Source organism: Rhodococcus wratislaviensis (assembly GCF_041228765.1).
Taxonomy (GTDB): Bacteria; Actinomycetota; Actinomycetes; order Mycobacteriales; family Mycobacteriaceae; genus Rhodococcus_F; species Rhodococcus_F wratislaviensis.
Window position 1 is genome coordinate 3,720,446 of the sequence record NZ_CP150488.1, and the last position, 23,519, is coordinate 3,743,964.

Consider the following 23,519-nt stretch of genomic DNA (forward strand, 5'->3'; position numbering starts at 1 on the left):
AATATCGGCGTGCATCGAACCTCCCGTCCCGCGACAGCGCGTGCTGCCGGCCTGCTGCTCGGCTTCGCCGCCGACCGTGTGTTCGCCGATCCCGTCCGGTGGCATCCCGTGGCCGGATTCGGCCGCACGGCAATGGCATTGGAGAAGGCGACGTACCGCGACTCCCGGTCGGCCGGGATCCTGCACGTGGCCGTCCTCGTCGGCGGAGCGGCAGGGCTGGGGGTCGCCGCGACGCGGGTGGCGCGGCGCGGGGGATGGGCAGGCGAGGCGGCCGGAACGGCCGCCGCGACGTGGGCCGTGCTCGGCGGAACGTCGCTGGGACGGACCGGATCGACCATGGCCGCACACCTGGAGGCGGACGATCTCGCCGCCGCCCGCGCCCTGCTGCCGTCGCTGTGCGGTCGCGACCCCAGCGTGCTCGGCGTCGACGGACTCACCCGGGCGACGCTGGAGTCGGTGGCCGAGAACACGTCCGACTCGGCGGTCGGGGCATTCGTGTGGGGCGCGGTGGCCGGAATCCCCGGACTGTTCGTCTACCGGGCGTCCAACACCCTGGACGCGATGGTCGGCTACCGCTCGCCGAAGTACCGCAACTTCGGCTGGGCAGCGGCGCGGTGGGACGACGTCCTCAACCTGCTGCCCGCCCGCCTGACGGGTGCGCTGTCCGCCGCGGCCGCACCGACGGTGGGTGGGTCGCCGAACGAGGCGTGGGAGGCGTGGCGGCGCGACGCGTCCCAGCACCCCAGCCCCAACGCCGGCGTCGCGGAGGCCAGCGCGGCGGGCGCACTCGGGATCTCGCTGGGCGGGCGCACCGAGTACGCGCACGGCGTCGAGATGCGACCCGTCCTCGGCTCCGGGCCGTCGCCCCGGCCGGTCGACCTCGACCGTGCGGTGCGGCTGTCCGCGGCGGTGCAGGTCGGTGCGGCGCTGGTGTCAGCGGCCCTTGCCGTAGCGGTCGGCCAACTTCGCTTCCGCCGCCGTCCGCGGCGCTGATTCCACCGGCTTGCTTCGGGTGAACGGCTTCTTCCGCGCCACCGGAGCGGAGTCGTCGGAGGTCTTCGCGGACTTCTCCTTGCGGCGTTCCCGCCACTCCGCGCGGATGAAGTAGGCCAGGCCGAGCGGGGCCATGATGCCGAACGCCAGCCACTGCAAGCCGTACGACAGGTACGGGCCCGCGTCGAGTTGGGGGAGCGGGATGGTCCCGAGCCCGCCGGGCTGATCGGGTTCGAGTTGCACGTACGCGTCGACGAGATCGGTGCCGATGAAACCGCCGATCTGACCCGCGTCGATGTAGTACACCTGGCGGAGCCCGTTCTCGTCGATCGGCTCCTTGCCTGCGATGGTGCCCTCGGACTTGCGCACGCGACCGTCGAGCGTCACCTGCCCGGCCGGTGGCGGATCCACCGGCGGCGGCTCGGTTCCCTGGACCGGTCGGACGTAGCCGCGGTTGACCAGAATCGTGCGACCGTCGGCCAGTTGCAGCGGCGTCAGGACCTCGTACGCGGGCTGCGATTCGATGGACCGCAACCGGACCAGCAGATCACTGTTCTGGACGTAGGAGCCCGTCGCGGTGACGCGGCGCCACTCGTCGTCCGGATTCGGCGCCACGCCGGACAGCAGCGTCTCCAGCGGGACGGGATCGGCGTCGACCGAGTCGGCGATCAGCTGGTTCCGGTGCTCCGTCGACGTGTTCTTGCCGAGCTGCCACGGAGCGAGCACGTAGAAACACATGAATGCGAATCCGGCGACCACCAAGGCCAACACCAACCAGCCGGGTCGCAACAGAAATCTCAGCCTTCGCACGCCTCCACGGTAGCCGCTCGCAGGTGGGGACCCTGATCGTGGGTTACCGGCTGCGCACCCAGTCGAGCAGCCCGGGCACCGCGGCCTCGATCTGCAGGCGGACCCGCTCGAAGTCCTCGAGGTCGCCGTAGAAGGGGTCGGGGACGGACGACGTGTCCGCATCCGGGTCGAAGCTGCGCAGCAGCCGTCGGCGTTCGTCGGGCACGCCCATGTGGGCAAGCTCACGGTCGTGGTTGGCCGCGAGAGCGACCACCAGATCGGCGCCGAGATGAAACGGCCCGACCTCCGCTGCCGTGTGGCCCGTCGGGTACCCGTTCAGCTTCAGGGTCTCGTTGGTGCGGATGTCGGCCTCGCGGCCGACGTGCCAGCCGTGGGTCCCGGCGCTGCTCACCATCACCCGGTCGTCGAGGGCTTCCCGGCGGAGGTGTTCGGCGAAGATCTTCTCGGCCATGGGGGAGCGGCAGATGTTGCCGGTGCACACGAACGTCACGTGCAACGGGGTGTCAGGCCGCGTCATCGAGCATCTTCCCGAGGTGGGCGACGGTCTGCGCCGTCGTGTGCGCGCGCTCGGCCTCGGCCGGGAAACCGTAACCCCACTCGACGAACACCGCAGGGATGCCCCAGTGCGCGGCACCGAGGACGTCGTGGTCACGGTCGCCGACCATCAGGACGTCGGGGGTGGCGCCCTCGGTGGCGGTGACTCCCAGGTTCCGGAGGGAGTGGGCGATCACGTCCGACTTGGCGCGGCGACTGCCGTCGTCGCTGGCGCCGCCGATGAACTCGAAGTAGTGGGCCAGTTCGAAGTGCTCGAGGATGCGGATCGCGAACCGTTCGGACTTCGACGTGGCGACGGCGAGCCTCCTGCCGCGGTCGCGGGCGTCGATCAGCACCTTCTCGATGCCGTCGAAGACGGCGTTCTCCGCCCACCCCACGTTGTCGTAGCGCTCGAAGTAGGCGGCGATCGCTCGCTGCACGACGTCTTCGTCCAGCCCCATCGACCGGAACGTGTCGATCATCGGCGGGCCGATGACGGCGTCGATCATCTCGTCGGTCGGTTCCGGCTGACCGATCGTCGCGAGCGCATGACGGAACCCGGCGTGAATGCCGGGCGCGGAGTCGGTGAGGGTGCCGTCGAGATCGAACAGCACGATCGGAGCCGACAGAGCAGAAGGGGCGGAGGACGGGGAGGTGGAGAGAGATGTCACCGGACCATTGTCCCTTAGGCTCGACAGCTGTGGACATTCGTGCCGGTAGCCGGGAGAGCCTGCGTCACCACGGAGACGTGGATGCGGGCCCCGGTCTCCTCGATTTCGCAGTGAACGTGCAGGGCGACGGGCCCCCCGAATGGCTGCGACTGCGGCTTGCGGACGCGTTGCCGCGCCTGGGCTCCTATCCCACCGTCGCTGCCGATCGCGCCGCCCGGAGCGCCGTGGCCTCCCGGCACGGCCGCTCGCCCGACGAGGTGCTGCTGCTCTCGGGTGGGGCCGAGGGCTTCTCCCTGCTCCCGCGGCTCGGGGTCCGGGAGGCGGCGCTGATCCATCCGTCGTTCACGGAACCGGAGTGGGCGCTGCGGGAGGCGAACGTGCCCGTCACGCAGGTGCTGCTCGACGATCCGTACGTTCTGGACGCCGCTGCGGTCCCCGGATCCGCCGACCTGGTGGTGATCGGCAACCCGACCAATCCCACCTCGGTACTGCACTCGGCGGAGGAGATCCTGCGGCTGCGCCGGCCCGGGCGGATCGTCGTGGTCGACGAGGCGTTCGCCGACGCGGTGCCGGGCGAGGCCGAGTCGCTCGCCGGTCGTTCGCTGCCCGACGTGCTGGTGCTGCGCAGCCTCACCAAGACGTGGGCTCTGGCCGGACTGCGCTGCGGGTACGCCCTCGGCTCCCCGGAGGTTCTCGAACGCCTGCAGGTGGGGCGGGCGCACTGGCCACTGGGAAGCCTGCAGGTGGAGGCGATCGCCGCATGCAGCGAACCGGACGCCGTCGCCGCCGCCCGCGAGCACGCCGTCGTGCTGGGCGCGTGGCGGGCCGACATGATCCGGCGGCTGAACGCGATCGGCGTCGCGGTGCACCAGCCCGCCGCCGCACCGTTCCTGCTGCTCCGACTGCCGGACGGCGAACTCGTGCGGAAGCAACTACGCGAGCGCGGCATCGCCGTGCGGCGGTGCGACACGTTCCCCGGACTCGGTCCCGACTTCCTCCGGGTCGCGGTGCGCCCCCGAGAGCAGGCCGACGTCCTGATCGAGACGATGAAGGAGATCCTGTGAACCCGGTGCGTCTCGCCGACGTGATCGCGACCCTGGACGCGGCGTACCCGCCCGCCCTCGCCGAATCGTGGGACTCCGTCGGCCTCGTATGCGGCGACCCCGACGACACGGTGGCGACGGTGACGATCGCGGTCGATCCGACCGCCGCGGTGGTCGACGAGGCGATCGACGCCGGCGCCGACCTTCTGCTCGTCCACCACCCGCTGCTGCTGCGGGGCGTCGACACCGTCGGCGCTCACACACCGAAGGGTGCGCTCGTCCACAAGCTGATCAAGGCCGGATGCGCCCTGTTCACCGCACACACCAACGCCGACTCCGCGGACCCCGGCGTGTCCGACGCCCTGGCAGCGGCGCTCGGACTCACCGTCACCGGGCCGATCGACCCGCAGCCCACCGAGAACCTCGACAAGTGGGTCGTCCTGGTCCCGGCAGGCGACGCAGACGCGGTGCGTCGCGCCCTGTTCGACGCGGGCGCCGGTCACATCGGCAACTACCGCGACTGCAGCTGGTCCGTCACCGGGCAGGGCCAGTTCCTCCCGACCGACGGCGCGAACCCCACCCTCGGTGCGGTCGGTGCGCTCGAACGTGTCGAGGAGAGCCGGGTGGAGGTGATCGCCCCGCGCGGCATCCGGCAGAAGGTGCTCGCCGCGATGCGCGCCGCCCACCCGTACGAGGAGGTCGCGTTCGACGTCTTCGAGATGGCGACGTTCCCCGGACCCCGCGGCCTCGGGCGGGTCGGGGAGCTCTCCGAGCCGCTGTCGCTGCGCGACTTCACCGGCCGGGTGGCGGACGCGCTCCCCGCCACGACGTGGGGCGTGCGCGCGGCGGGCGACCCCGACGCCACGATCCGCACCGTCGCGGTGTGCGGCGGCTCGGGCGACTCCTACCTGGACGCCGTCGCACGGCTCGGCGTGGACGCCTACGTCACCGCCGATCTGCGACACCACCCGGCGGACGAGCACCTGCGCGCCGGAGGCCCGGCCCTCATCGACGTCGCGCACTGGGCGAGCGAGCAGCCGTGGTGTGACCAGGCCAAGGGCGTCCTCGACACCGCTTTCGGCCGGACGCCGGAATGGCAGGTGCGGGTGTCGGCCGTACGGACCGATCCGTGGTCGGTCAGCGCGTCGCCGTCGTAGCGCCGTCCGGCCGAAACCCGTGATCCGCCGGGGTACGGTTGACACCCAGCAATCTGCACACAAGAACCCTTCACAGAAGACAGCAGGAGTTACCACGCGTGAACGTCGAACCACAGGTGCAGTCCAAGCTTCTCGACCTCGCCGGCGTCGATGCGGAGCTGTCGAGGATCGCCCACCGACGCACCGCGCTTCCCGAGCGTCAGGAAGTCGAGCGGCTCGAGGCGGAGCGCGTCACCCGTAAGGACGCGGCCGTGGCCGTCGAAATCGTCCTCGACGATCTCGACCGCGACATCCGCAAGCTCGAAGGTGAGGTCGACGCCGTCCGTCAGCGCGAGGACCGCGACCGCACGCTGCTCCAGAGCGGAACGGTCGGATCGAAGCAGCTCACCGAACTCGAACACGAACTCGGCAGCCTCGTCCGCCGTCAGGGACTGCTCGAGGACGAATTGCTCGAGGTGATGGAACGGCGCGAAGCGTCGCAATCCGACCACGACCACGCCGGCGCGCAGCTGTCGCAGATCGAGGATGACCTCATCGACGCCGCCCGCCGCCGGGACGACGCCGTCGCGGATCTGGACGCCGCCGAGCAGCGCTGCATCCGCGACCGCACGGCGCTGGCCGACCAGTTCCCCGCCGATCTCATCGCCGTCTACGAGAAGCAGCGCAGCCAGAACGGTGTCGGTGCGGCACTGCTGCAGGCGCGGCGCTGCGGAGCGTGCCGCATCGAACTCGACCGCGGCGAGATCGCCCGCATCACCGCGAGCGCACCCGACGTCGTCGCGCGCTGCTCCGAATGCGGCGCGATCCTGGTGCGCACCAAGGAGTCGGGTCTGTGAGTGCCGGTCGGGTCGTCGTCGAGGCCGACGGTGGTTCGCGCGGCAATCCCGGACCCGCCGGCTACGGCGCCGTGGTGTTCGACGCCGACCACGGCACCGTACTCGCGGAGCGTAAGGAGAGCCTCGGGATCGCCACGAACAACGTCGCCGAGTACCGGGGCCTGATCGCCGGTCTCGACGCCGCCGCCGAACTCGGCGCGTCCGAGGTGGAGGTGCGGATGGACTCCAAACTGGTGGTCGAGCAGATGTCCGGGCGCTGGAAGGTGAAGCACCCGGACATGATTCCGCTGCAGCGTCAGGCGTCCACACTGGCCCGGCAGTTCGATCGCGTGTCCTACACGTGGATTCCGCGGGCGGAGAACGCGCACGCCGACCGCCTCGCCAACGAGGCCATGGACGGCGCCGCCGGCATTTCCGACGCCGAACCGGAACCGGCTGCCGTCCAGTCGGAGAAGACCACCCCCGCGGCGCCGGGCTGGATGGACACGACGGGCGCCCCGACCCGGATGCTGCTGCTCCGGCACGGGCAGACCGCGCTGTCCGTCGACCGGCGGTACTCGGGTCGAGGGAATCCCGCCCTCACCGAGATCGGGCAGGCCCAGGCGAACGGCGCGGCCGCCCGCTTCGCGGGCAACAGCGGAATCGCGGCCGTGGTGTCGTCCCCGTTGGGGCGCGCGCAGCAGACCGCGACGGCGGCGGCGAAGGTCCTCGGGCTCCCGGTCACCGTGCACGAGGGCCTCACCGAAACCGACTTCGGCGAGTGGGAGGGCCTCACGTTCCGGGAGGCTGCCGACCGCGACCCCGAACTGCACCGCAAGTGGTTGTCGGACACGTCGGTGTGCCCGCCTGCGGGGGAGAGCTTCGACGAGGTGCGGGAGCGCATCCTCAAGGTCCGCGACGACCTCACTGCTTCCTACGCCGGCTCCACGATCCTGGTGGTCACCCACGTGACCCCCATCAAGACCCTGTTGCAGTTGGCGCTCGACGCGGGACCCTCCCTGCTGTACCGGCTGCATCTGGATCTGGCGTCGCTGAGCATCGCCGAGTTCTATCCCGACGGCGGCTCGTCGGTTCGCCTGGTCAACGACACCTCCCACCTGTGAGTACTTGTTAACCGCGGGCGGTTAACAAGTACTCACAGGCCCAGAGGGCACCGACCGCGGCGAGCAGAGTCAATGGCGTGGTCACCAGCGCGAGAATCGTGAACGTCCGGAGATCTGCGGGAGATCCGGCGCGCGCGGCCACGCGCCGCCACAGCATGATCGCCAGCGACCCCACGTACGTGAGGTTGGGGCCGAGGTTCACACCGAGCAGCATCGCCAGCACGAGTCCGGTCGGAGCGTGCGGTCCGAGCGCTGCCAGCAGGAGCAGCGTGGCGGGGAGGTTGTTCACCAGGTTCGCGGCGACCGCGGCGACGACGGCCATCGTGAGTAGTGCCGTGAACGACGTGTCGGTGGGCAGCCGCGTCCCGATCCATTCGCCGATCGGACCGTTCGCGACCCCGGCCACGACGACGCCGAGGATCAGGACGAACCCGCAGAACCACACGTCGATCGAGTACACGATCCGGCCCATGCTGGTCCGGCCGTCGCGCAGGGCGACGACGCCCAGCACGATCGCCCCCGCCGCGGCCACCCACGCCGGGGCGACCCCGACGAAGCCGGACACCGCGAACCCCAGGAGTGTGGCCGCGATGATCGACAGCGCGGCCGCAGGCGCCGGCGGATCGTGTTTCGGCTCCGGCTCGGCTTCGGGCCGGACGAGGTGACGCCGGAAGAACACGCGGAACAGGACCAGTTCGACGACGATCGCCACTGCCCACGGCAGCGCCATCACGGCGGTGAAATGCAGGAAGGTCAACCCGGTCGCCGAGAACGCGATGAGGTTCGTGAGATTGGAGACGGGCAGCAGGGTCGACGCGGTGTTCGACAGGTGCGCGGTGGCATACGAATGGGGGCGCGGATCCATCCGCAGCGAGCGGGCCGTGGCGATCACCGCCGGTGTCAGCAGGACCACCGTGGCATCGAGACTCAGCACCGCGGTGGTCAGCGCCGCAGCTCCGAACACGAGAGTCAGCAGCCTCTTCGGATCCCCCCGCGCCCCGCGCCGCAACCGGCCCGCGATCCAGGTGAACACCCCCATGGCGTCCGCGAGGTGCGCAAGGACGAGGATCGCCGCCAGGAACCCGACGGTCGGGGCCATCTCGGACACTTCGTCCCAGGCCGCCGTCGGCGTCACCAGACCGGTGGCCAGGACGACGACGGCGGCCGGTGCGGCCGCGACGATCTCGGGCAGCTTGCGTGGACGCACGACCGCGAAGACGAGGACTCCGGCGACGAGCGCCACCGCCAGAACTGTCACCGAGGGGTCACTTCAGGAGCTTGTGGAGCGTGCGCAGATTCCGGGTCGTGGTGAACGCCTTGAGCTTGGGAGCGCCGGTGCTCTTGCCGAACCTGCTCTTCAGCGTCATGCCCCGTTCGACTTCCCAGTACAGGACGCCGTCGCCGGCCTGTACCCGTTCGACGTCCGGATCCAGCTCGTCCCCGATGCTCAGAAGTGTGTCCAGGACCTCGGGTTCGGGCGTCACCAGCACGTACGGGTGCCAGCCTTCTCGCTCGGGGTCGAACGGGTAGTCGTCGACGATCTTCCGTACCGTGTCGAGGTCGAGGACGAAAACCCAGGCTTCGTAGTGGAATTCGGCACGCAGCCCGGCTTCGATCTCACTCTTCAGTGCGGGGACGTCGTCGCGGTCGGAATCGAAGAGCACGTTGCCCGACGCGAGAACGGTCTTCACGTTCTCGAATCCCAGGTCGACGAAGGTGTTGCGGAGGTCGGCCATCTTGATGTTGATGCCGCCCACATTGATACCGCGCAGGAGGGCGGCGTATCGGGTCATGATCAGACCATAGTGCGGCGGCATGACACGTTCGCGCGAACTGTAGGCTGATCGGGCGGACGAGTTGGCCGGGCGACCGCGGCACAGGGAACCAGCACATCAGTGCACAGGCCCCGAGTCGAGGAAAGTCCGGACTCCACAGAGCAGGGCGGTTGTTAACGGCAACCCGAGGTGACTCGCGGGACAGTGCCACAGAAAACAGACCGCCGGCGCCACATCCTCCGGGGTGAGGCGTCGGTCAGGGTGAAACGGTGCGGTAAGAGCGCACCAGCACCCCGGGTGACCGGGGTGGCTAGGTAAACCCCGCCCGGAGCAAGGTTGAAGGCCGCACCGGATCCTCCGGGATTCCGGTGCGGCTGCGCAGGTGTTCGAGGGCTGCTCGCCCGAGCCTGCGGGTGAACCGCTCGAGGTACCCGGCGACGGTGTGCCCAGATGGATGGTCGCCACCCGGCGCTTCGGCGCTCGGGGACAGGATCCGGCTTACACGCCAACTCGTCCGCCTCACCTGCGCGCCGGTCGGCGAGGTCTCGACCCTGACTGGCGAGTAACAAACAGACCGGTTAGCATCTTTCCCGCAACGGCCCGACTGACCCGAATCGGGGTCGATGCCGGGGCCCGTCGCCCACGTCCGTGGGCGACGGGGCCCCTCTATCGGCAGCAGTAAATGTAACTCGTGATAGCGGTAACATCTGTCCATGGACTTGCCCCACGACATCGCCGGATCCGGCCCCACTCTGATACTCGTGCACGGGGTGGTGCATCGCCGGCAGGCCTGGAACGCCCTGCTGGATCAGTTGACGCCCTATCGCCGGGTGGTCACCGTCGACCTTCCGGGACACGGAGAATCGGCGGCACTCGAAGACGGCCCGGACATGATGGATCAACTCCTCGACGAACTGAGCGGGTTCGTCCGCTCGGTGACGCCGCCCGGCGAACGGCCGCACGTCGCCGGTAACTCGCTCGGAGGCTGGCTGTCCCTCGCTCTCGCGGCGCGGGGCGAGGTCGCCTCGGCCACGGCGCTGTCGCCCGCCGGCTTCTTCGTCAACCACGCCGATCAGGCCCGCACCATCTACACGTTCCGGGTCCTGCGTGGAATCGCCCGGGCGCTGGGGCCGAACGCTCCGAAGGCGCTGCGATACAAGGCCGTCCGCTATCCCTCGCTTGCCGCCTTCTTTGCGCGGCCCAGCCGGGTGCCGTACGAGGACGCCGTGATCGACGCGCATTCGCTCACCACGAATGCCCTGGTCGACAAGGGGATGACGGCCTCGTTCGACCTCCCGCCGGTCGTCGACGCGACGGTTCCGGTCACGGTGGCGTGGGGGCGGCGGGACCTGATTCTGCCGGTGTATCAGGCGCGACGCGTGCGCCGATTCTTCCCGCAGGCGCGGATACTGGTCCTGCCCGGCATCGGGCACGTCCCGATGACCGACGACCCGAATCTGATCAGCACGATTCTGCTCGGCGGCAGCTCGGCAGGTTCCCGCGACTCCCTGGACTGACCTCGGCCCTACCGCGCCTCGGCGACGACGACGGCGCCGAATCCGAAGAGGACCGTTCCGGTGATCCGATCCAGGACCCGTCGCACCGACGGTTTCTCCAGCGTGGTGCGCGCCCGGGTCAGCAGGAGGCTGTACGCGCCGAGCCAGACGATCCCGAGAAGCCCGTGGACGAGCACGAGCAACGCCAGGGTCGGGGCGGTCGGCCACCCGGGCGGAACGAGCTGGGGGAGCAGGCCGGTGTAGAACACCGCGATCTTGGGGTTCAGGAGATTCGTCAGGAACCCGGCCCGCCAACTCGATCCCGGCGATGGAACGGGCGCAGGTGCGGCCGCGGCGGCGCGTTTCCGCGACCGGCTGCGCCACAGGGTGGAGAGCCCCAGATACACCAGGTACAGCCCGCCGACGACCTTCACGACGGTGTACGCCTCCGCCGAGGCGGCGAGCACCGCGCCGAGCCCGACGACGGTCAGCGCGCCCCACACCATCAACCCGGCGACCACACCGAACGTCGCCCGCAGCGCGGCGCCGCGTCCACCGCACAGGCCGGCGCGGGTCACCACCGCCATGTCCGGGCCGGGAATGACGGTCAGGAGCCCGAGCACCGCGAACGCGGTCACCACGACACCGATCACCGGCCCAGTATGTCGGGTGCGCTCAGCGCAGTGAAATCCAGACCTGGGACTTGCCGAGCACCGTGTGCCCGTCGAACGTCACCGTCAGGTCGATCCTCGCGGTGCCCTCGGCCTCGTCGACGTGCGCGGCTTTCGCGACGACCTCGACGACCGCGCCCTCGTCCGGGGCGACGATCACCGGCTTGGTGAAGCGGGCGCGGTATCCGGTGACCCGTGCCGGGTCGCCGAGCCAGTCGACGACGCACTGTGTCGCCAGTCCCAGCGTCAGCATGCCGTGCGCGAGCACGCCGGGCAGGCCCACGGCATCCGCGACGTCGTCCCGGTAGTGGATGGAGTTGAAGTCACCGGACGCCCCGGCATAGCGGACCAGGGATTCGCGGGTCACGTGGTATCGAGCCTTTGCGACGGTGTCGCCGAGCAGGATTCGTTGCGGGGCGGTCATTCCTCGTCCCCCCTGACGAACAGTGTCGACGTCATCGTGCTCACGTGATCGCCTGTGGCGTCGAGGATCTCGATGTCGGCGACGAGCAGTGTGTGCGGACCGCGTGGCGTCACGTTCGTGACGGTGAGCACGGCGGAGAGTTCGTCGCCCGCGACGACCGGGCGGACGGACGTGGCGTGTTCGGTGCTGTGCACGAGGTTGACGGGCTCGATTCCCGACGTCGGATCCGCGACGAGCTGCGCCAGTGCACGTTCCTGCACGATGACGGGAAACGTGGGCGGGGCAACGAGATCGGCGTGACCGGCGGCGCGGGCGCTGTCGACGTCGAACGACGTCGGGTTGGTGGCGAAGACGGCACGGGCGAATTCCCTGATCTTCTCGCGGCCGACGAGGTAGGGCTCGGTCGGTGGGTAGACACGACCCTCGATCGCTGGATTCACTGCCATCAGGTCAGCCTAGAGACGTCCAGTCCCGGGGGCAGGGCGAAGCGTTCGGACAAACGTCACGAATGTGTCGCGGGCGTGCCTGCCCCTTCACAGCAAAGCCCCCGCCGGACACGTCCGGCGGGGGCTTCGAGGTATCGACTGATCGATAGCCGTCAGACGGGATCGACCATCAGCAGTTGGGCCCAGTAGGTGGCGCCTTCGGCACCGAGGTAGGGAAGTAGCTGATCAAAAATGATCGTTGACATGCTCGCTCCATTCTCTGTTCGGGCACTGCGCCGGGAAGGCGAGCCATCGGCACCGCACTGACCGGCGCCGGGGACCGTATCACCGGACAGGTCTCCGAGGGTAACAGTCTGAGCGTGATCCACAACCCCACACGTCCCACCGGTGCCACACTGAGGGAATGACTGACGAAGATCATCTCTGGTACTACAACGTCGATGACGGCACGGTCACGCAGGGGAAGGCGGCATCGTCGATGTCCCGGATGGGGCCGTACCCCGACCGCGCGTCCGCCGAGAAGGCGCTGCAGATCGCCGCGGAGCGGAACAAGGCGGCGGACCGGGCAGATGAGGAGTGGAACAACTAGCGTTGCGGAGAGGGTGTGCGTGAGGTGCCGATGAGTCGTTTCGTTGCGCGCGGAATCGATTTCGGCACCGTGCGCACCGAATTCCACCTGCCGGAGGGGTATCCGCCCGCGGCGGTCGCGCAGGCGCGGGCGGCATCCGACCGGTACGCGTCCGAGCGGGAGAACCGCACCGATCTGGCGTTCGTCACCATCGACCCGCCCGATTCCCTGGATCTCGATCAGGCGCTGCACCTCGAGCGGACACACGACGGATTCGTCCTGCACTACGCGATCGCGGACGTCGGCGCCGTCGTGGAGCCCGGTGGAGTGCTCGACGTGGAAACCCGCAAACGCGGGCAGACGTTCTACCTCCCCGACGGCAAGGTGCCGCTGCACCCGAAAGAGCTTTCGGAGGGATCCGCGAGTCTCCTCCCCGACGAGGACCGTCCGGCGGTGGTGTGGCGGATCGAACTCGACGAGTCGGCCACACCCATGTCCTGCACGGTGTCCCGTGCGACGGTGCGTTCCGTGGCACGGCTGGACTACGCCGGTGTGCAAGCCGATTCGGAGGTGGGACGACTGCATCCGTCCATCGCGTCGCTGCCGGAGTTCGGCCGGCTCCGCACGGCGGCGGCGGTGGCGCGCGGAGCGATCGAACTCCGGCTCCCCGAGCAGGAAGTGGTGCCGGACGGCGACGGCTGGCGCGTCGACCTCGCGCCCCGCACCGAGGCCGACGACTGGAACGCCGAGGTTTCGCTCCTCACCGGAATGTGCGCTGCGGCCATGATGCTCGACGCGAAGGTCGGGCTGCTCCGCACCTTGCCGCCCGCCGGACCGGACGCGGTCGAGGCGCTGCGACGCACGGCGTCGGCGCTGGGGATCGACTGGCCGGAGAACGTCGGGGTCGGTGAACTCCTGGCGCGGCTCGACCCGAACTCGGCGTCGACGCTGGTGCTGATGACCGAGGCGCCGTCGCTGCTGCGGGGAGCCGACTACGCGGCGTTCGACGGCGCCCTGCCCGAACTGACCGCGCATGCCGCCATCGGCGCCCCGTACGCCCACGTGACCGCGCCGCTGCGCCGGCTCTCGGACCGGTACTCCACGGAGGTGTGCCTCGCCGTCACCGCCGGAACGCCGGTGCCGTCCTGGGTGCGGGACGCCCTGGGCTCGATGCCCGAGATCATGGTCGGCTCCGATTCCCTCGCGAGCAAGATCGACCGTGCCTGCATCGACCTCACCGAAGCAACCGTCCTCGCCGACCGGGTGGGGGAGACGTTCGACGCGACCGTGCTGCGGTCACGAAACGGCAAGCGCACCGCGGACGTGTTCGTCCCGTCGGTGTCCGTGATGGCGAAATGCGTGGGCGACCCCGCCGAGGGCGAACAGGTGAAGGTCAGGCTCGTCTCCGCCGACGTCTCGAAGCGGACCGTCGAGTTCGGTTACCCCGCATAGCGCGTCAGTCGCGGAACCGGTCCGTTGCCTCGACGAGGTGATGGACGATGCCCGGCTCCATCGCGGAGTGTCCCGCGTCGTCGACGATCTCGAGCCGGGAACCCGGCCAGGCCCGGTGGAGCGCCCACGCGCTGGTCGCCGGGCACACCACGTCGTAGCGACCCTGCACGATCACGCCCGGAATGCCGTCCAGCGCGGCGGCGTCGCGGAGAAGCCGGCCCTCGTCCAGGAACCCGCGGTTGTGGAAGTAATGGTTCTCGATCCGCGCGAAGGCCAGCGCGAATCTCGGCTGGGACGTCTCCACCACCCGTTCCGGTTTGGGGAGCAGCGAACTCGTCGCGCCCTCCCACGTGGACCACGCGACCGCGGCCCGCGTCGCGACGTCGGGATCGTCGGACTGCAGGAGCCGGTGGTAGGCCTCGACGAGGTCGCCACCGCGCTCCGACTCCGGCACCGGCGCCAGGAACTCCTCCCACAGCTCGGGGAACAGGTGTCCGGCACCGCCGTTGTAGTACCAGTCGATCTCGCTGCGGCGCAGCAGGAAGATGCCGCGCAGCACCAGCTCGGTGACCCGGCCGGGATGCTTCTGGGCGTACGCGAGTGCCAGTGTGGAGCCCCACGACCCGCCGAAGACCTGCCACCGGTCGATGCCGAGATGGGTGCGCAGCAACTCCACGTCGCCGAGGAGACGGTCGGTGGTGTTGACCGACAGATCGGCCCCGTCGGCGACGTGGGGTGTGGAACGTCCGCATCCGCGCTGGTCGAGCAGCACGATCCGGTACACCTGCGGGTCGAAGAACTGTCGTTGCGCGGGATCGGTGCCGCCCCCGGGCCCGCCGTGGAGGAACACGACCGGCTTCCCGTCGGGGTTACCGCTCTGCTCCCAGTACATCTGCTGTCCGTCGCCGACGTCGAGATGCCCGAACTGGTACGGCTCGAGCGGCGGGTACAGGGTGCGCAGCTGGGTCACGTCGGCCTCAGAACCCGATCAGGCCGGACGCCAGATCGGGGATCACCAGCGCGGTCACCGCTTCCTGCCGGATGCCGGGGCAGGCCGCCGTCGTGATGACGTCGATCCGGCCCCGGTCCTGCAGGAAGTCGAGCGCGTTGAGGTTGTTTCTCGCGATCCACGTGCCGACCAGGCCGTTCAACCCGGTCTTGCCGATGGTCGGGGTGTAGGTGCGCCAACTCTGCAACTGACCTTCGAGGTCGGTGCACAGCTGGGCGGCCTGCGCCTCGGTGACGCCACCCGGCACCAGGGCGGTGCCGGGAACCGCGGTGGTCGCCGGTGCCGGCGGCGCGGTGGTGCCGGGCGCGGGGGCGGGGCCCGGTCCGGCACATCCCGTGACGACCGCCGCGGCCGCCACCGTCCCGGCCGCCATCGCGGCCAGGCGGCGACGCCCGGTGCCCCGCACGTGTCGCTGTCCCATGAACATCCCCTCGAATGTGTGCCGGCCCGGTGAGTCGAGGACGACCTAGAAGCTGTGCTCTTCCGCCGGGAACGTTCCGGCGCGTACCTCGGTCGCGTATGCGGCGGCCGCGTGACGCAACTCGTCACCGACGTTACCGAAGCGCTTGACGAACTTCGCCGTCTTGCCGCTGGTGTAGCCGGCCATGTCCTGCCACACGAGGACCTGGGCATCGCATTCGACGCCCGCCCCGATGCCCACGGTGGGGATGGTGAGCTTGCGGGTGACCTGGCCTGCGATCTCGGCGGGCACCATCTCCATGACGACGGAGAACGCGCCTGCCTCCTGCACGGCGATCGCGTCGGCGACCAACTGCTCGGCGGCGTCGCCACGGCCCTGCACGCGGAAACCGCCGAGCGAGTTCACGCTCTGCGGGGTGAACCCGACGTGCGCCATGACGGGGATGCCTGCCGCGGTGATCGCCGCGATCTGCGGTGCGACGCGCTCGCCGCCTTCGAGCTTGACCGCGTGCGCCAGCCCCTCCTTCATGAACCGGGTCGCGGACGCGAGGGCCTGCTCCGGGGAGCTTTCGTAGCTGCCGAACGGGAGATCCGCCACCACGAGAGCGTGCGGCGCACCGCGGACGACGCCGCGAACGAGGGGGAGGAGTTCGTCGATCGTGACCGGGACGGTGGTCTCGTATCCGTAGACGACGTTGGCGGCCGAGTCGCCGACGAGGAGAACGGGAATCCCGGCTTCCTCGAAGATGCGGGCGCTGGAGTAGTCGTAGGCGGTGAGCATCGCCCAGCGTTCACCCTCGGCCTTCATGGCCTGCAGGTGGTGGGTTCGGGTCTTGCGCTTGGGAACGTCGTGCGATGGTGCTGATCCGTAGAGCCGATCTTCTGACGTGCTCGCGGACGACTTGCTATCGGACATCGTTGTCCCTTTCTGGCCTCGAGGCCCTTGACGGGTCCCCGGGTGCGGGTGATGACGCCTACAGTGTGCCACCGGCCCGCGGGGGAGCGAAGGGCTCGCGCGGGTGCAATAGGTCACACCGGCCGCCTGTCCTCTGACCTGCGGGAAGGCCTGCCGGAGCGGAACCCCTGGCACGATCGTCCTATGTCGAAGAGTGCTCGGGTACCTGCCGCGTTCGCGGGGTGCATCGCCGTCGTCCTTGTCGTCGCAGGCTGTGCGGGAGGCGGACGGGACGCCGGTGAGGCCGTCGCCGAACCGTCGGCGGCCGAGGCGGCTCCGGCCGGACCGATCCCCGCAGGGCTCGAGGAGTTCTACACGCAGCAGGTGCAGTGGGGTTCGTGCGAGGGGTACAGCACGGACGGGTCTCCGCTCGGCGACACTCTCGAGTGCGCGATGGTGACCGTGCCGAACGACTACGCGAACCCCGGGGGCGCCACCGCACAGATCGCTGTCTCACGGTCGAAGGCGACCGGCGACAAGGTCGGATCGCTGCTCGTGAACCCCGGTGGGCCGGGGGCGTCGGGTATCGGGCTGGCGTCCGTCGCCGACGGCACCGAGATCGCGGAGCGGTTCGACGTCATCGGTTTCGATCCGCGCGGCGTCGGCGCGTCCACGCCGCAGGTGACCTGTCTGACCCCGCCGGAGGTGGACTCCCGGCGCAAGGACGACGACGTCGACATGAGTCCCGCCGGCATCGCGCAGACGGAGGCCGAGAACCGCGAGTACGCGGACAAGTGCGCGGAGCGGACCGGTTCCGACGTCCTCGCGCACGTCGGAACGTACGACGTGGTGCGCGACATGGACGTCATCCGGGCGGTGCTCGGTGACGAGAAGCTCAACTACCTCGGCTACTCGTACGGCACCAGGCTCGGCTCGACGTACGCGGAGACCTTCCCGGGCAACGTGCGCGCGATGGTCCTCGACGGTGCCCTCGACCCCGAGCAGGACCCGACGGAGGAAGTGATCCTGCAGGCGGCCGGATTCCAGTCGGCGTTCGATGCGTTCGCCGCGGAATGCATGCAGCAGCCGGACTGCCCGCTCGGCACCGACCCGGCGCAGGCGAACGCGAGGTTCCGGGCGCTCGTCGACCCGCTGATCGACAAGCCTGCCGCGACCACCGACCCGCGCGGGCTCAGCTACACCGATGCGATCACCGGTGTCCAGCAGGCCCTGTACTCGCCGAATCTGTGGGGTCCGCTCCGCGGGGGCCTGGAGAGCCTGCAGACGGGGACGGGCGATTCGCTGCTGATGCTGGCCGATCTGTACGAGGGGCGCGCCGACGACGGCACGTACTCCAATCTCAACGACGCCTTCAATTCCATCCGCTGCATGGACGACCCGCCCGTCACCGACCGCGCGGTCGTCGGGGAGGCGGACGTGCGGTACCGCCAGGCGGCGCCGTTCCTCGACGACGGACGCGGCACCGGCAGTGCGCCGCTGGACGTCTGCGCGTTCTGGCCCGCGCCGAACACGGGCTCGCCGCACACGGTGTCGGCGCCCGGGATCCCGCCGGTCGTCGTCGTGTCGACGACCGAGGACCCGGCGACGCCGTACCAGGCGGGTGTGGATCTGGCGAAGCAGATGAACGGTTCGCTCGTCACGTACCGGGGCACTCAGCACACCGTCGTTCTCGACGGCGAGGCGTGCGTCGACGACGCCGTCACGGACTATCTGGTCGACCTCGCCGCGCCGCCCGCGGACCTGACGTGCTGACGCACGCCTGTGACGGGATCGGCCGAGGTGCCCGCACGCTGGCACGATGCGGAATCCGGCAGGGTCGAATCAACGAAGTAACACAGATTTAACGAACTTTGCTTACTCTCGCGGACATGGATCGCCAAAAGGAATTCGTGCTTCGCACCCTCGAAGAGCGCGACATTCGGTTCGTCCGATTGTGGTTCACGGACGTTCTCGGATACCTGAAATCGGTGGCGATCGCCCCCGCGGAACTGGAAGGTGCCTTCGAGGAGGGCATCGGCTTCGACGGATCCGCGATCGAGGGCTTCTCCCGGGTGTCCGAGGCGGACACGGTCGCGAAGCCGGACGCCTCCACGTTCCAGGTGCTGCCGTGGAGTTCGAGCAAGGGGCATCAGCACTCCGCCCGCATGTTCTGCGACATCGCCATGCCCGACGGTTCCCCCTCCTGGGCGGATTCGCGGCACGTGCTGCGTCGTCAGCTGAACAAGGCGAGCGATCTGGGCTTCAGCTGCTACGTGCACCCCGAGATCGAGTTCTTCCTCCTGGAGAACGGGCCGATCGACGGCACGCCGCCGAAGCCCGCCGACTCCGGCGGCTACTTCGACCAGGCCGTCCACGATTCCGCGCCCAACTTCCGCAGGCACGCCATCGACGCACTCGAGTCGATGGGCATCTCCGTCGAGTTCAGCCACCACGAGGCGGCTCCCGGCCAGCAGGAGATCGACCTGCGGTACGCGGACGCCCTCTCGATGGCCGACAACGTGATGACGTTCCGCTACGTCGTCAAGGAGGTCGCGATCGCCGAGGGTGTGCGCGCCACGTTCATGCCGAAGCCGTTCAGCGATCAGGCGGGCTCGGCGATGCACACCCACATGAGCCTGTTCGAGGGCGACACCAACGCCTTCCACAACCCGGACGATCCGATGCAGCTGTCGGAGACCGGTAAGGCGTTCATTGCCGGCATCCTCGAGCACGCCAACGAGATCAGCGCCGTCACCAACCAGTGGGTGAACTCCTACAAGCGGCTGATCCACGGTGGCGAGGCCCCGACCGCCGCGTCCTGGGGTCCGTCCAACCGGTCGGCGCTGGTCCGCGTTCCGATGTACACGCCGAACAAGGCGTCGTCGCGTCGCGTCGAGATCCGCAGCCCCGATTCGGCCTGCAACCCGTACCTGACGTTCGCGGTGCTCCTCGCCGCGGGTCTGCGCGGAATCGAGAAGGGCTACGAACTTCCGCCGGAGGCGGAGGACGACGTGTGGGCGTTGACGTCGGCCGAGCGCCGCGCCATGGGCTACCGGGAACTGCCCGGCAACCTCGACGGCGCGCTGCGCGAGATGGAGAAGTCGGAGTTGGTGGCCGAAGCCCTCGGCGAGCACGTGTTCGACTTCTTCCTGCGCAACAAGCGTCGCGAGTGGGAGGAGTACCGGAGCCACGTGACGCCGTTCGAACTCAAGACGTATCTGGGGTTGTGAGCAAGAGCATGGTGAAGCCTCCGGCAGCGCGTTCTGCCGTTCCCGGTCCGGGTCGTCTGGGTCTCGTCGAGCCGACCGCTCCGTCCGAACTCCGCGATCTGGGCTGGGTCGGTGAAGACAGCATCGAACTGCTCTGGTCGTTGTCGCGGGCCGCGAACGCCGATCTCGCCCTCCGCACCCTGGTGCGTCTGAAGGAAGGTCTCGGCGAGGGCTGGGCCGAACTCGATGCGGCGCTCCGCACCGACAAGGGTCTGCGCGGCCGGCTGTTCGGTCTGTTCGGCGCGTCCAGCGCGTTCGGCGACCACCTGGTCGCGGATCCCTCGTCGTGGAAGATCCTCGCCGGCGACGTCCGCCTCCCGTCGAAGGACGAGGCGACCGCCACGATGATGGCAGCGGTCGGCGCCGAACCCGAGGAGGGCGCCCACCCGGACGCCAACCTCTACCGGGCGAAGGTCACCGGACCCGATGCCATCGCGGCGCTGCGCAAGGCGTACCGCGACGAGCTGATGCTGCTCGCCGCCGTCGATCTCGCGGCGACTGTCGAGAACGAACCGGTACTTCCGTACCAGACGGTCGGGCATCAGCTGTCCGACCTGGCGGACGCCGCGCTCAACGCTGCCCTCGCGGTGGCCGTCGCAGCCGTGTGCCCGGACGCGCCGTGCCCTGTGCGCCTGGCCGTCATCGCCATGGGCAAGTGCGGTGCCCGCGAACTCAACTACGTCAGCGACGTGGACGTGGTCTTCGTCGCCGAACCCGCCGACGCGATCGCCAGCCGGATCGCCGGCGAGATGATGCGCATCGGGTCCTCGGCCTTCTTCGACGTGGACGCCGCGCTGCGGCCGGAGGGTAAGCGCGGGGAACTCGTCCGCACCCTCGAGTCCCACGTCGCGTACTATAAGCGCTGGGCCAAGACCTGGGAGTTCCAGGCGCTGCTCAAGGCCCGCCCGATGATCGGCGACGCCGCGCTCGGACAGCAGTACGTCGACGCCCTCAGCCCGATGGTGTGGACCGCGTCGGAGCGCGAGGACTTCGTTCCCGAGGTGCAGGCGATGCGCCGCCGGGTGGAGGAGATGGTTCCGCCGGAACTCCGCGAACGTGAACTGAAACTGGGCCGCGGCAGTCTGCGCGACGTCGAGTTCGCCGTCCAGCTCCTGCAGCTCGTGCACGGGCGTGCGGACGAGGCGCTGCACGTCCAGAGCACCATCGACGCGCTGACCGCTCTCGCCGCCCGCGGCTACGTGGGCCGCGACGACGCCGCGAATCTCGCTGCGTCCTACGAGTTCCTGCGGTTGCTCGAGCACCGGCTGCAGTTGCAGAAGCTGCGGCGCACGCACACCCTCCCGCCCGCCGACGACGAGGAAGCGCTGCGCTGGCTGGCTCGCGCGGCGCACATGCGGCCCGACGGCAGCAAGGACGCACTCGGCGTTCTCAACGCGGAGATCAAGCGCAACTCGCACCGCGTGCGGCGCCTGCACGCCAAGCTGTTCTACCGGCCGCTGCTCGAATCGGTGGCGCGCATCGACAAGGAGGCGCTGCGGCTGAGCCCGGACGCGGCCATCCGCCAGTTGGCGGCGCTGGGCTACACCGCCCCGGAGAACGCGCTCGGGCACCTCACCGCACTCACCAGCGGCGCGTCCCGCAAGGGCCGCATTCAGGCGCTGCTGCTGCCGACACTCCTCGAATCGCTCGCCGACACACCGGATCCCGATGCGGGCCTGCTCGCGTACCGGCGGCTGTCGGACGCGATGACCGATCAGACCTGGTTCCTCCGGCTGCTGCGTGACGAGGCGTCGGTCGCCGAGCGGCTGATGACGGTACTCGGATCCTCGGCCTACGTCCCCGACCTGCTGATCAAGGCGCCCGACGTGGTGCGCCTGTTCGCGGATTCGCCTGCCGGGCCGCGACTGCTGGAGTCGAAGCCGGAGGACGTCGCCCGCGGCATCCTGACGGCCTCGGCACGCCACGACGACCCTGCCCGCGCGATCGCGGCGGCGCGCTCTCTGCGCCGGTACGAGCTGGCCCGTATCGCCTCCGCGGACATCCTCGGCATGCTCGACGTGCCGGGCGTGTGCAAGGCACTGTCGTCCGTATGGGCGGCCGTGCTCAATGCCGCCCTGGCGGCCGTGACCAAGGCGAGCGAGAAGGAACTCGGCACACCCGCCCCCGCGACCTTCACGGTGATCGGCATGGGCCGCCTCGGCGGCGGTGAGCTCGGCTACGGCTCCGACGCGGATGTGCTCTTCGTGTGCGAGCCGCGCGAGGGGATCGACGAGACGGTCGCCGTCAAGTGGGCCAACAGCATCGGCGACAAGGTGCGGGCCCTGCTCGGCGCGCCCAGCACCGATCCGCCGCTCGAGGTCGACACGGGCCTGCGGCCGGAGGGTCGCAGCGGCCCGATGGTGCGCACACTGGCGTCCTACGAGGCGTACTACGCGCAGTGGGCGCAGGCGTGGGAGATCCAGGCACTGCTGCGCGCGCATCACGTCGCGGGCGACGCCGATCTGGGCCTGCGCTTCCTGCACATGATCGACAAGACCCGCTATCCGGAGGGCGGGGTGTCGGAGCAGGCGGTCCGCGAGATCCGGCGCATCAAGGCGCGCGTCGACTCGGAGCGGCTGCCGCGCGGCGCCGACCCGGCGACGCACACCAAGCTCGGGCGCGGCGGCCTCGCCGACATCGAATGGACCGTGCAGCTGATCCAGCTCCGGCACGCCCACGAGATCGAGTCGCTGCACAACACGTCGACTCTCGAGACACTCGACGCGATCGGCGCGGCCGAGTTGCTCAGCGAGTCCGACGTCGAACTGCTGCGTGACGCGTGGATCACGGCGACGAAGGCACGCAACTGCCTCGTGCTCGTCCGCGGCAAGGCCACCGATCAGCTGCCCGGTTCGGGCCGGGTGCTGTCCGCGGTCGCGCAGATCGCCGGTTGGGGTGGCGGCGATGCCGGCGAGTTCCTCGACAACTACCTGCGGGTGACCCGGCGGGCCAAGGCTGTGGTGGAGAGAGTCTTCGGGGAGTGATCGCCACCTGGTGGGTGCGGGCACTGACGGCCCTCGGGTGGCTCGCGGTGCTCGTCGGCGTCTTCGGCGTCGTGCTGAGGTTCCTCGACGTCCAGAACCAGCGCCTGCTCGTGCTGGCGTCCGCGGCGCCGTACCTGATGGCGGCCGCCGCGGTCGGGGTGCTGTTGCTGGGAATCACCCGGCACTGGATCGGTTTCGGGGTCGCGCTGGCCGTGGCCGCGGTGGCCACCCTGTCGCAGGGCCCGCTGTACGTGGCGAACAGTTCGGCGACGGCGTCCGGGCCGGAACTGACGGTGATGCAGGCCAACATCTGGCTCGGCAACGCGGACGCCGACTCCCTCGTCCGGCAGATCCGGGACAACGACGTCGACGTGCTCACCACCAACGAACTCACACCGGAGGCCGTCGACCGGTTGGTGGCCGCGGGAATCGAATCGACGCTGCCGTTCTCGTTCCTCATGCCCGGCAGTGGCGGCGAGGGAACCGGGATCTGGAGCCGGTACCCGCTGACCGACAAGGTCCACCACTCGGAATTCGTCCTGTCCGCGCTGTCGGCCCGGGTGGAACTCCCGGACGGTGCGAGCACGGCTCTGTATGCGTTCCACCCGGTTCCGCCGTGGCCGTCGGATCCGTCGCTGTGGTCGCGCGAGATGGACCGCATCAAAGTCATTCTCGACGCCGTCCCAGCCGATTCGGGACCCGTGATCGTCAGCGGCGACTTCAACTCCACCCGTGACCACGTGAAGTACCGCAACCTCGTGACCGGACGCTACCGCGATGCCGCCGACCAGGTGGGTGCCGGAATCCAGAACACGTATCCCGCCGACCGGCAGCCGTTCCCGCCGATGATCGCGATCGATCACATCGTCACGAGCGGAGCGCAGGCGGAGTCCGTGGAATCGGTGATCCTGAGGGGTTCGGATCATCGAGGCCTGATCGCGAAGATCGCCCTCGGCAGCTGAC

23 protein-coding genes and 1 other RNA gene are annotated in these 23,519 nt (G+C 69.6%); 13 read left to right on the top strand and 11 right to left on the bottom strand.

The genetic code is table 11. The features are described 5' to 3' along the window. Nucleotides 1-9 precede the first annotated feature (9 nt). On the top strand, nucleotides 10-993 hold the full coding sequence (locus tag WKC72_RS17105) for a cobalamin biosynthesis protein (protein WP_112299506.1): 984 nt from the start codon (nucleotides 10-12) through the stop codon (nucleotides 991-993). Here WKC72_RS17105 and WKC72_RS17110 read toward each other — a convergent pair. The 3 genes from WKC72_RS17110 to WKC72_RS17120 are packed head-to-tail and all read right to left on the bottom strand — an operon-like array spanning nucleotide 934 to nucleotide 3,008. Continuing rightward, on the bottom strand, nucleotides 934-1,803 hold the full coding sequence (locus WKC72_RS17110; RefSeq protein WP_174233790.1) for an SURF1 family protein: 870 nt from the start codon (nucleotides 1,801-1,803) through the stop codon (nucleotides 934-936). The genes WKC72_RS17105 and WKC72_RS17110 overlap by 60 nt on opposite strands. 43 nt (nucleotides 1,804-1,846) lie before the next feature. Then, nucleotides 1,847-2,320, bottom strand: coding sequence for a low molecular weight protein-tyrosine-phosphatase (locus WKC72_RS17115; protein WP_112299508.1), 474 nt, complete (start codon nucleotides 2,318-2,320; stop codon nucleotides 1,847-1,849). Next, the gene (locus tag WKC72_RS17120) at nucleotides 2,307-3,008 is read right to left on the bottom strand and encodes an HAD-IA family hydrolase (RefSeq protein ID WP_370183554.1); all 702 of its coding nucleotides are present in this window, start codon (nucleotides 3,006-3,008) and stop codon (nucleotides 2,307-2,309) included. The genes WKC72_RS17115 and WKC72_RS17120 overlap by 14 nt, the downstream gene beginning before the upstream one ends. 29 nt (nucleotides 3,009-3,037) lie before the next feature. Between WKC72_RS17120 and cobC the strand changes: the two genes are divergently transcribed. The 4 genes from cobC to WKC72_RS17140 all read left to right on the top strand — a co-directional run bounded on the left by cobC (nucleotide 3,038) and on the right by WKC72_RS17140 (nucleotide 7,147). Continuing rightward, on the top strand, nucleotides 3,038-4,072 hold the full coding sequence (cobC, locus tag WKC72_RS17125) for an Rv2231c family pyridoxal phosphate-dependent protein CobC (RefSeq protein WP_112299509.1): 1,035 nt from the start codon (nucleotides 3,038-3,040) through the stop codon (nucleotides 4,070-4,072). Further along, complete coding sequence (locus tag WKC72_RS17130; protein ID WP_112299510.1) at nucleotides 4,069-5,208, top strand: Nif3-like dinuclear metal center hexameric protein; 1,140 nt, start codon at nucleotides 4,069-4,071, stop codon at nucleotides 5,206-5,208. The genes cobC and WKC72_RS17130 overlap by 4 nt, the downstream gene beginning before the upstream one ends. A 98-nt stretch (nucleotides 5,209-5,306) precedes the next feature. Next, nucleotides 5,307-6,044: a zinc ribbon domain-containing protein gene (locus WKC72_RS17135; protein WP_037226550.1), complete on the top strand. Its 738-nt coding sequence runs from the start codon at nucleotides 5,307-5,309 to the stop codon at nucleotides 6,042-6,044. Further along, nucleotides 6,041-7,147 carry a bifunctional RNase H/acid phosphatase gene (locus WKC72_RS17140; protein ID WP_112299511.1) on the top strand — a complete coding sequence of 369 codons (1,107 nt, stop codon included), beginning with the start codon at nucleotides 6,041-6,043 and terminating at the stop codon, nucleotides 7,145-7,147. The genes WKC72_RS17135 and WKC72_RS17140 overlap by 4 nt, the downstream gene beginning before the upstream one ends. A 7-nt stretch (nucleotides 7,148-7,154) precedes the next feature. Here WKC72_RS17140 and WKC72_RS17145 read toward each other — a convergent pair whose 3' ends face one another. Both WKC72_RS17145 and WKC72_RS17150 read right to left on the bottom strand, forming a co-directional pair. Further along, on the bottom strand, nucleotides 7,155-8,405 hold the full coding sequence (locus WKC72_RS17145; protein ID WP_370183559.1) for an SLC13 family permease: 1,251 nt from the start codon (nucleotides 8,403-8,405) through the stop codon (nucleotides 7,155-7,157). A gap of 7 nt (nucleotides 8,406-8,412) precedes the next feature. Further along, on the bottom strand, nucleotides 8,413-8,940 hold the full coding sequence (locus WKC72_RS17150; protein ID WP_037226681.1) for a DUF1697 domain-containing protein: 528 nt from the start codon (nucleotides 8,938-8,940) through the stop codon (nucleotides 8,413-8,415). Nucleotides 8,941-9,000: 60 nt separating this feature from the next. Here WKC72_RS17150 and rnpB point away from each other — a divergent pair. Continuing rightward, nucleotides 9,001-9,439, top strand: an RNA gene (gene rnpB / locus WKC72_RS17155) — RNase P RNA component class A. A 196-nt stretch (nucleotides 9,440-9,635) separates the two neighbouring features. After that, nucleotides 9,636-10,439: an alpha/beta fold hydrolase gene (locus tag WKC72_RS17160; protein WP_370183563.1), complete on the top strand. Its 804-nt coding sequence runs from the start codon at nucleotides 9,636-9,638 to the stop codon at nucleotides 10,437-10,439. An 8-nt stretch (nucleotides 10,440-10,447) separates the two neighbouring features. Here the strand turns inward: WKC72_RS17160 and WKC72_RS17165 are convergent, their stop codons facing one another. From WKC72_RS17165 to WKC72_RS17175, 3 genes are read right to left on the bottom strand one after another with little or no spacing between them, the layout of a single operon-like run. Beyond that, nucleotides 10,448-11,071: a LysE family translocator gene (locus tag WKC72_RS17165; RefSeq protein ID WP_037226557.1), complete on the bottom strand. Its 624-nt coding sequence runs from the start codon at nucleotides 11,069-11,071 to the stop codon at nucleotides 10,448-10,450. Between the two features lie 22 nt (nucleotides 11,072-11,093). Continuing rightward, a complete protein-coding gene (locus tag WKC72_RS17170; RefSeq protein ID WP_037226558.1) occupies nucleotides 11,094-11,513 on the bottom strand; it encodes a MaoC/PaaZ C-terminal domain-containing protein in 420 nt (139 codons plus the stop codon). After that, nucleotides 11,510-11,959, bottom strand: a complete 450-nt coding sequence (locus WKC72_RS17175; RefSeq protein ID WP_370183567.1) for a MaoC family dehydratase N-terminal domain-containing protein — start codon at nucleotides 11,957-11,959, stop codon at nucleotides 11,510-11,512. Before WKC72_RS17175 ends, WKC72_RS17170 begins: the two co-directional genes overlap by 4 nt. A gap of 403 nt (nucleotides 11,960-12,362) precedes the next feature. Here WKC72_RS17175 and WKC72_RS17180 point away from each other — a divergent pair, with 403 nt between their 5' ends. Both WKC72_RS17180 and WKC72_RS17185 read left to right on the top strand, forming a co-directional pair. Further along, nucleotides 12,363-12,548 (top strand): hypothetical protein, encoded by a 186-nt coding sequence (locus WKC72_RS17180; RefSeq protein ID WP_009473817.1) that lies wholly within the window; start codon nucleotides 12,363-12,365, stop codon nucleotides 12,546-12,548. A 30-nt stretch (nucleotides 12,549-12,578) separates the two neighbouring features. Further along, nucleotides 12,579-13,979: an RNB domain-containing ribonuclease gene (locus WKC72_RS17185; RefSeq protein ID WP_112299530.1), complete on the top strand. Its 1,401-nt coding sequence runs from the start codon at nucleotides 12,579-12,581 to the stop codon at nucleotides 13,977-13,979. Between the two features lie 4 nt (nucleotides 13,980-13,983). On the opposite strand, the gene pip is transcribed toward WKC72_RS17185, so the two are convergent. From pip to panB, 3 genes are read right to left on the bottom strand one after another with little or no spacing between them, the layout of a single operon-like run. Beyond that, a complete protein-coding gene (gene pip, locus WKC72_RS17190) occupies nucleotides 13,984-14,949 on the bottom strand; it encodes a prolyl aminopeptidase (RefSeq protein ID WP_128641937.1) in 966 nt (321 codons plus the stop codon). Nucleotides 14,950-14,956: 7 nt separating this feature from the next. Next, entirely contained in the window at nucleotides 14,957-15,415 is a 459-nt protein-coding gene (locus tag WKC72_RS17195) for a hypothetical protein (protein WP_268790123.1), read from the bottom strand. A gap of 39 nt (nucleotides 15,416-15,454) precedes the next feature. Beyond that, nucleotides 15,455-16,324 carry a 3-methyl-2-oxobutanoate hydroxymethyltransferase gene (panB, locus tag WKC72_RS17200; RefSeq protein ID WP_037226563.1) on the bottom strand — a complete coding sequence of 290 codons (870 nt, stop codon included), beginning with the start codon at nucleotides 16,322-16,324 and terminating at the stop codon, nucleotides 15,455-15,457. 183 nt (nucleotides 16,325-16,507) lie between these two features. On the opposite strand from panB, the gene WKC72_RS17205 reads away from it, so the two are divergent. The 4 genes from WKC72_RS17205 (at nucleotide 16,508) to WKC72_RS17220 (ending at nucleotide 23,518) form a co-directional block, all read left to right on the top strand. Further along, entirely contained in the window at nucleotides 16,508-18,076 is a 1,569-nt protein-coding gene (locus WKC72_RS17205; RefSeq protein WP_370183571.1) for an alpha/beta hydrolase, read from the top strand. A gap of 116 nt (nucleotides 18,077-18,192) precedes the next feature. Then, the gene (gene glnA / locus WKC72_RS17210; RefSeq protein WP_005247775.1) at nucleotides 18,193-19,533 is read left to right on the top strand and encodes a type I glutamate--ammonia ligase; all 1,341 of its coding nucleotides are present in this window, start codon (nucleotides 18,193-18,195) and stop codon (nucleotides 19,531-19,533) included. An 8-nt stretch (nucleotides 19,534-19,541) separates the two neighbouring features. Beyond that, nucleotides 19,542-22,556 (top strand): bifunctional [glutamine synthetase] adenylyltransferase/[glutamine synthetase]-adenylyl-L-tyrosine phosphorylase, encoded by a 3,015-nt coding sequence (locus tag WKC72_RS17215; protein ID WP_112299531.1) that lies wholly within the window; start codon nucleotides 19,542-19,544, stop codon nucleotides 22,554-22,556. Continuing rightward, nucleotides 22,553-23,518 carry an endonuclease/exonuclease/phosphatase family protein gene (locus WKC72_RS17220; protein WP_370183574.1) on the top strand — a complete coding sequence of 322 codons (966 nt, stop codon included), beginning with the start codon at nucleotides 22,553-22,555 and terminating at the stop codon, nucleotides 23,516-23,518. Before WKC72_RS17215 ends, WKC72_RS17220 begins: the two co-directional genes overlap by 4 nt. Nucleotide 23,519: the final 1 nt, after the last annotated feature.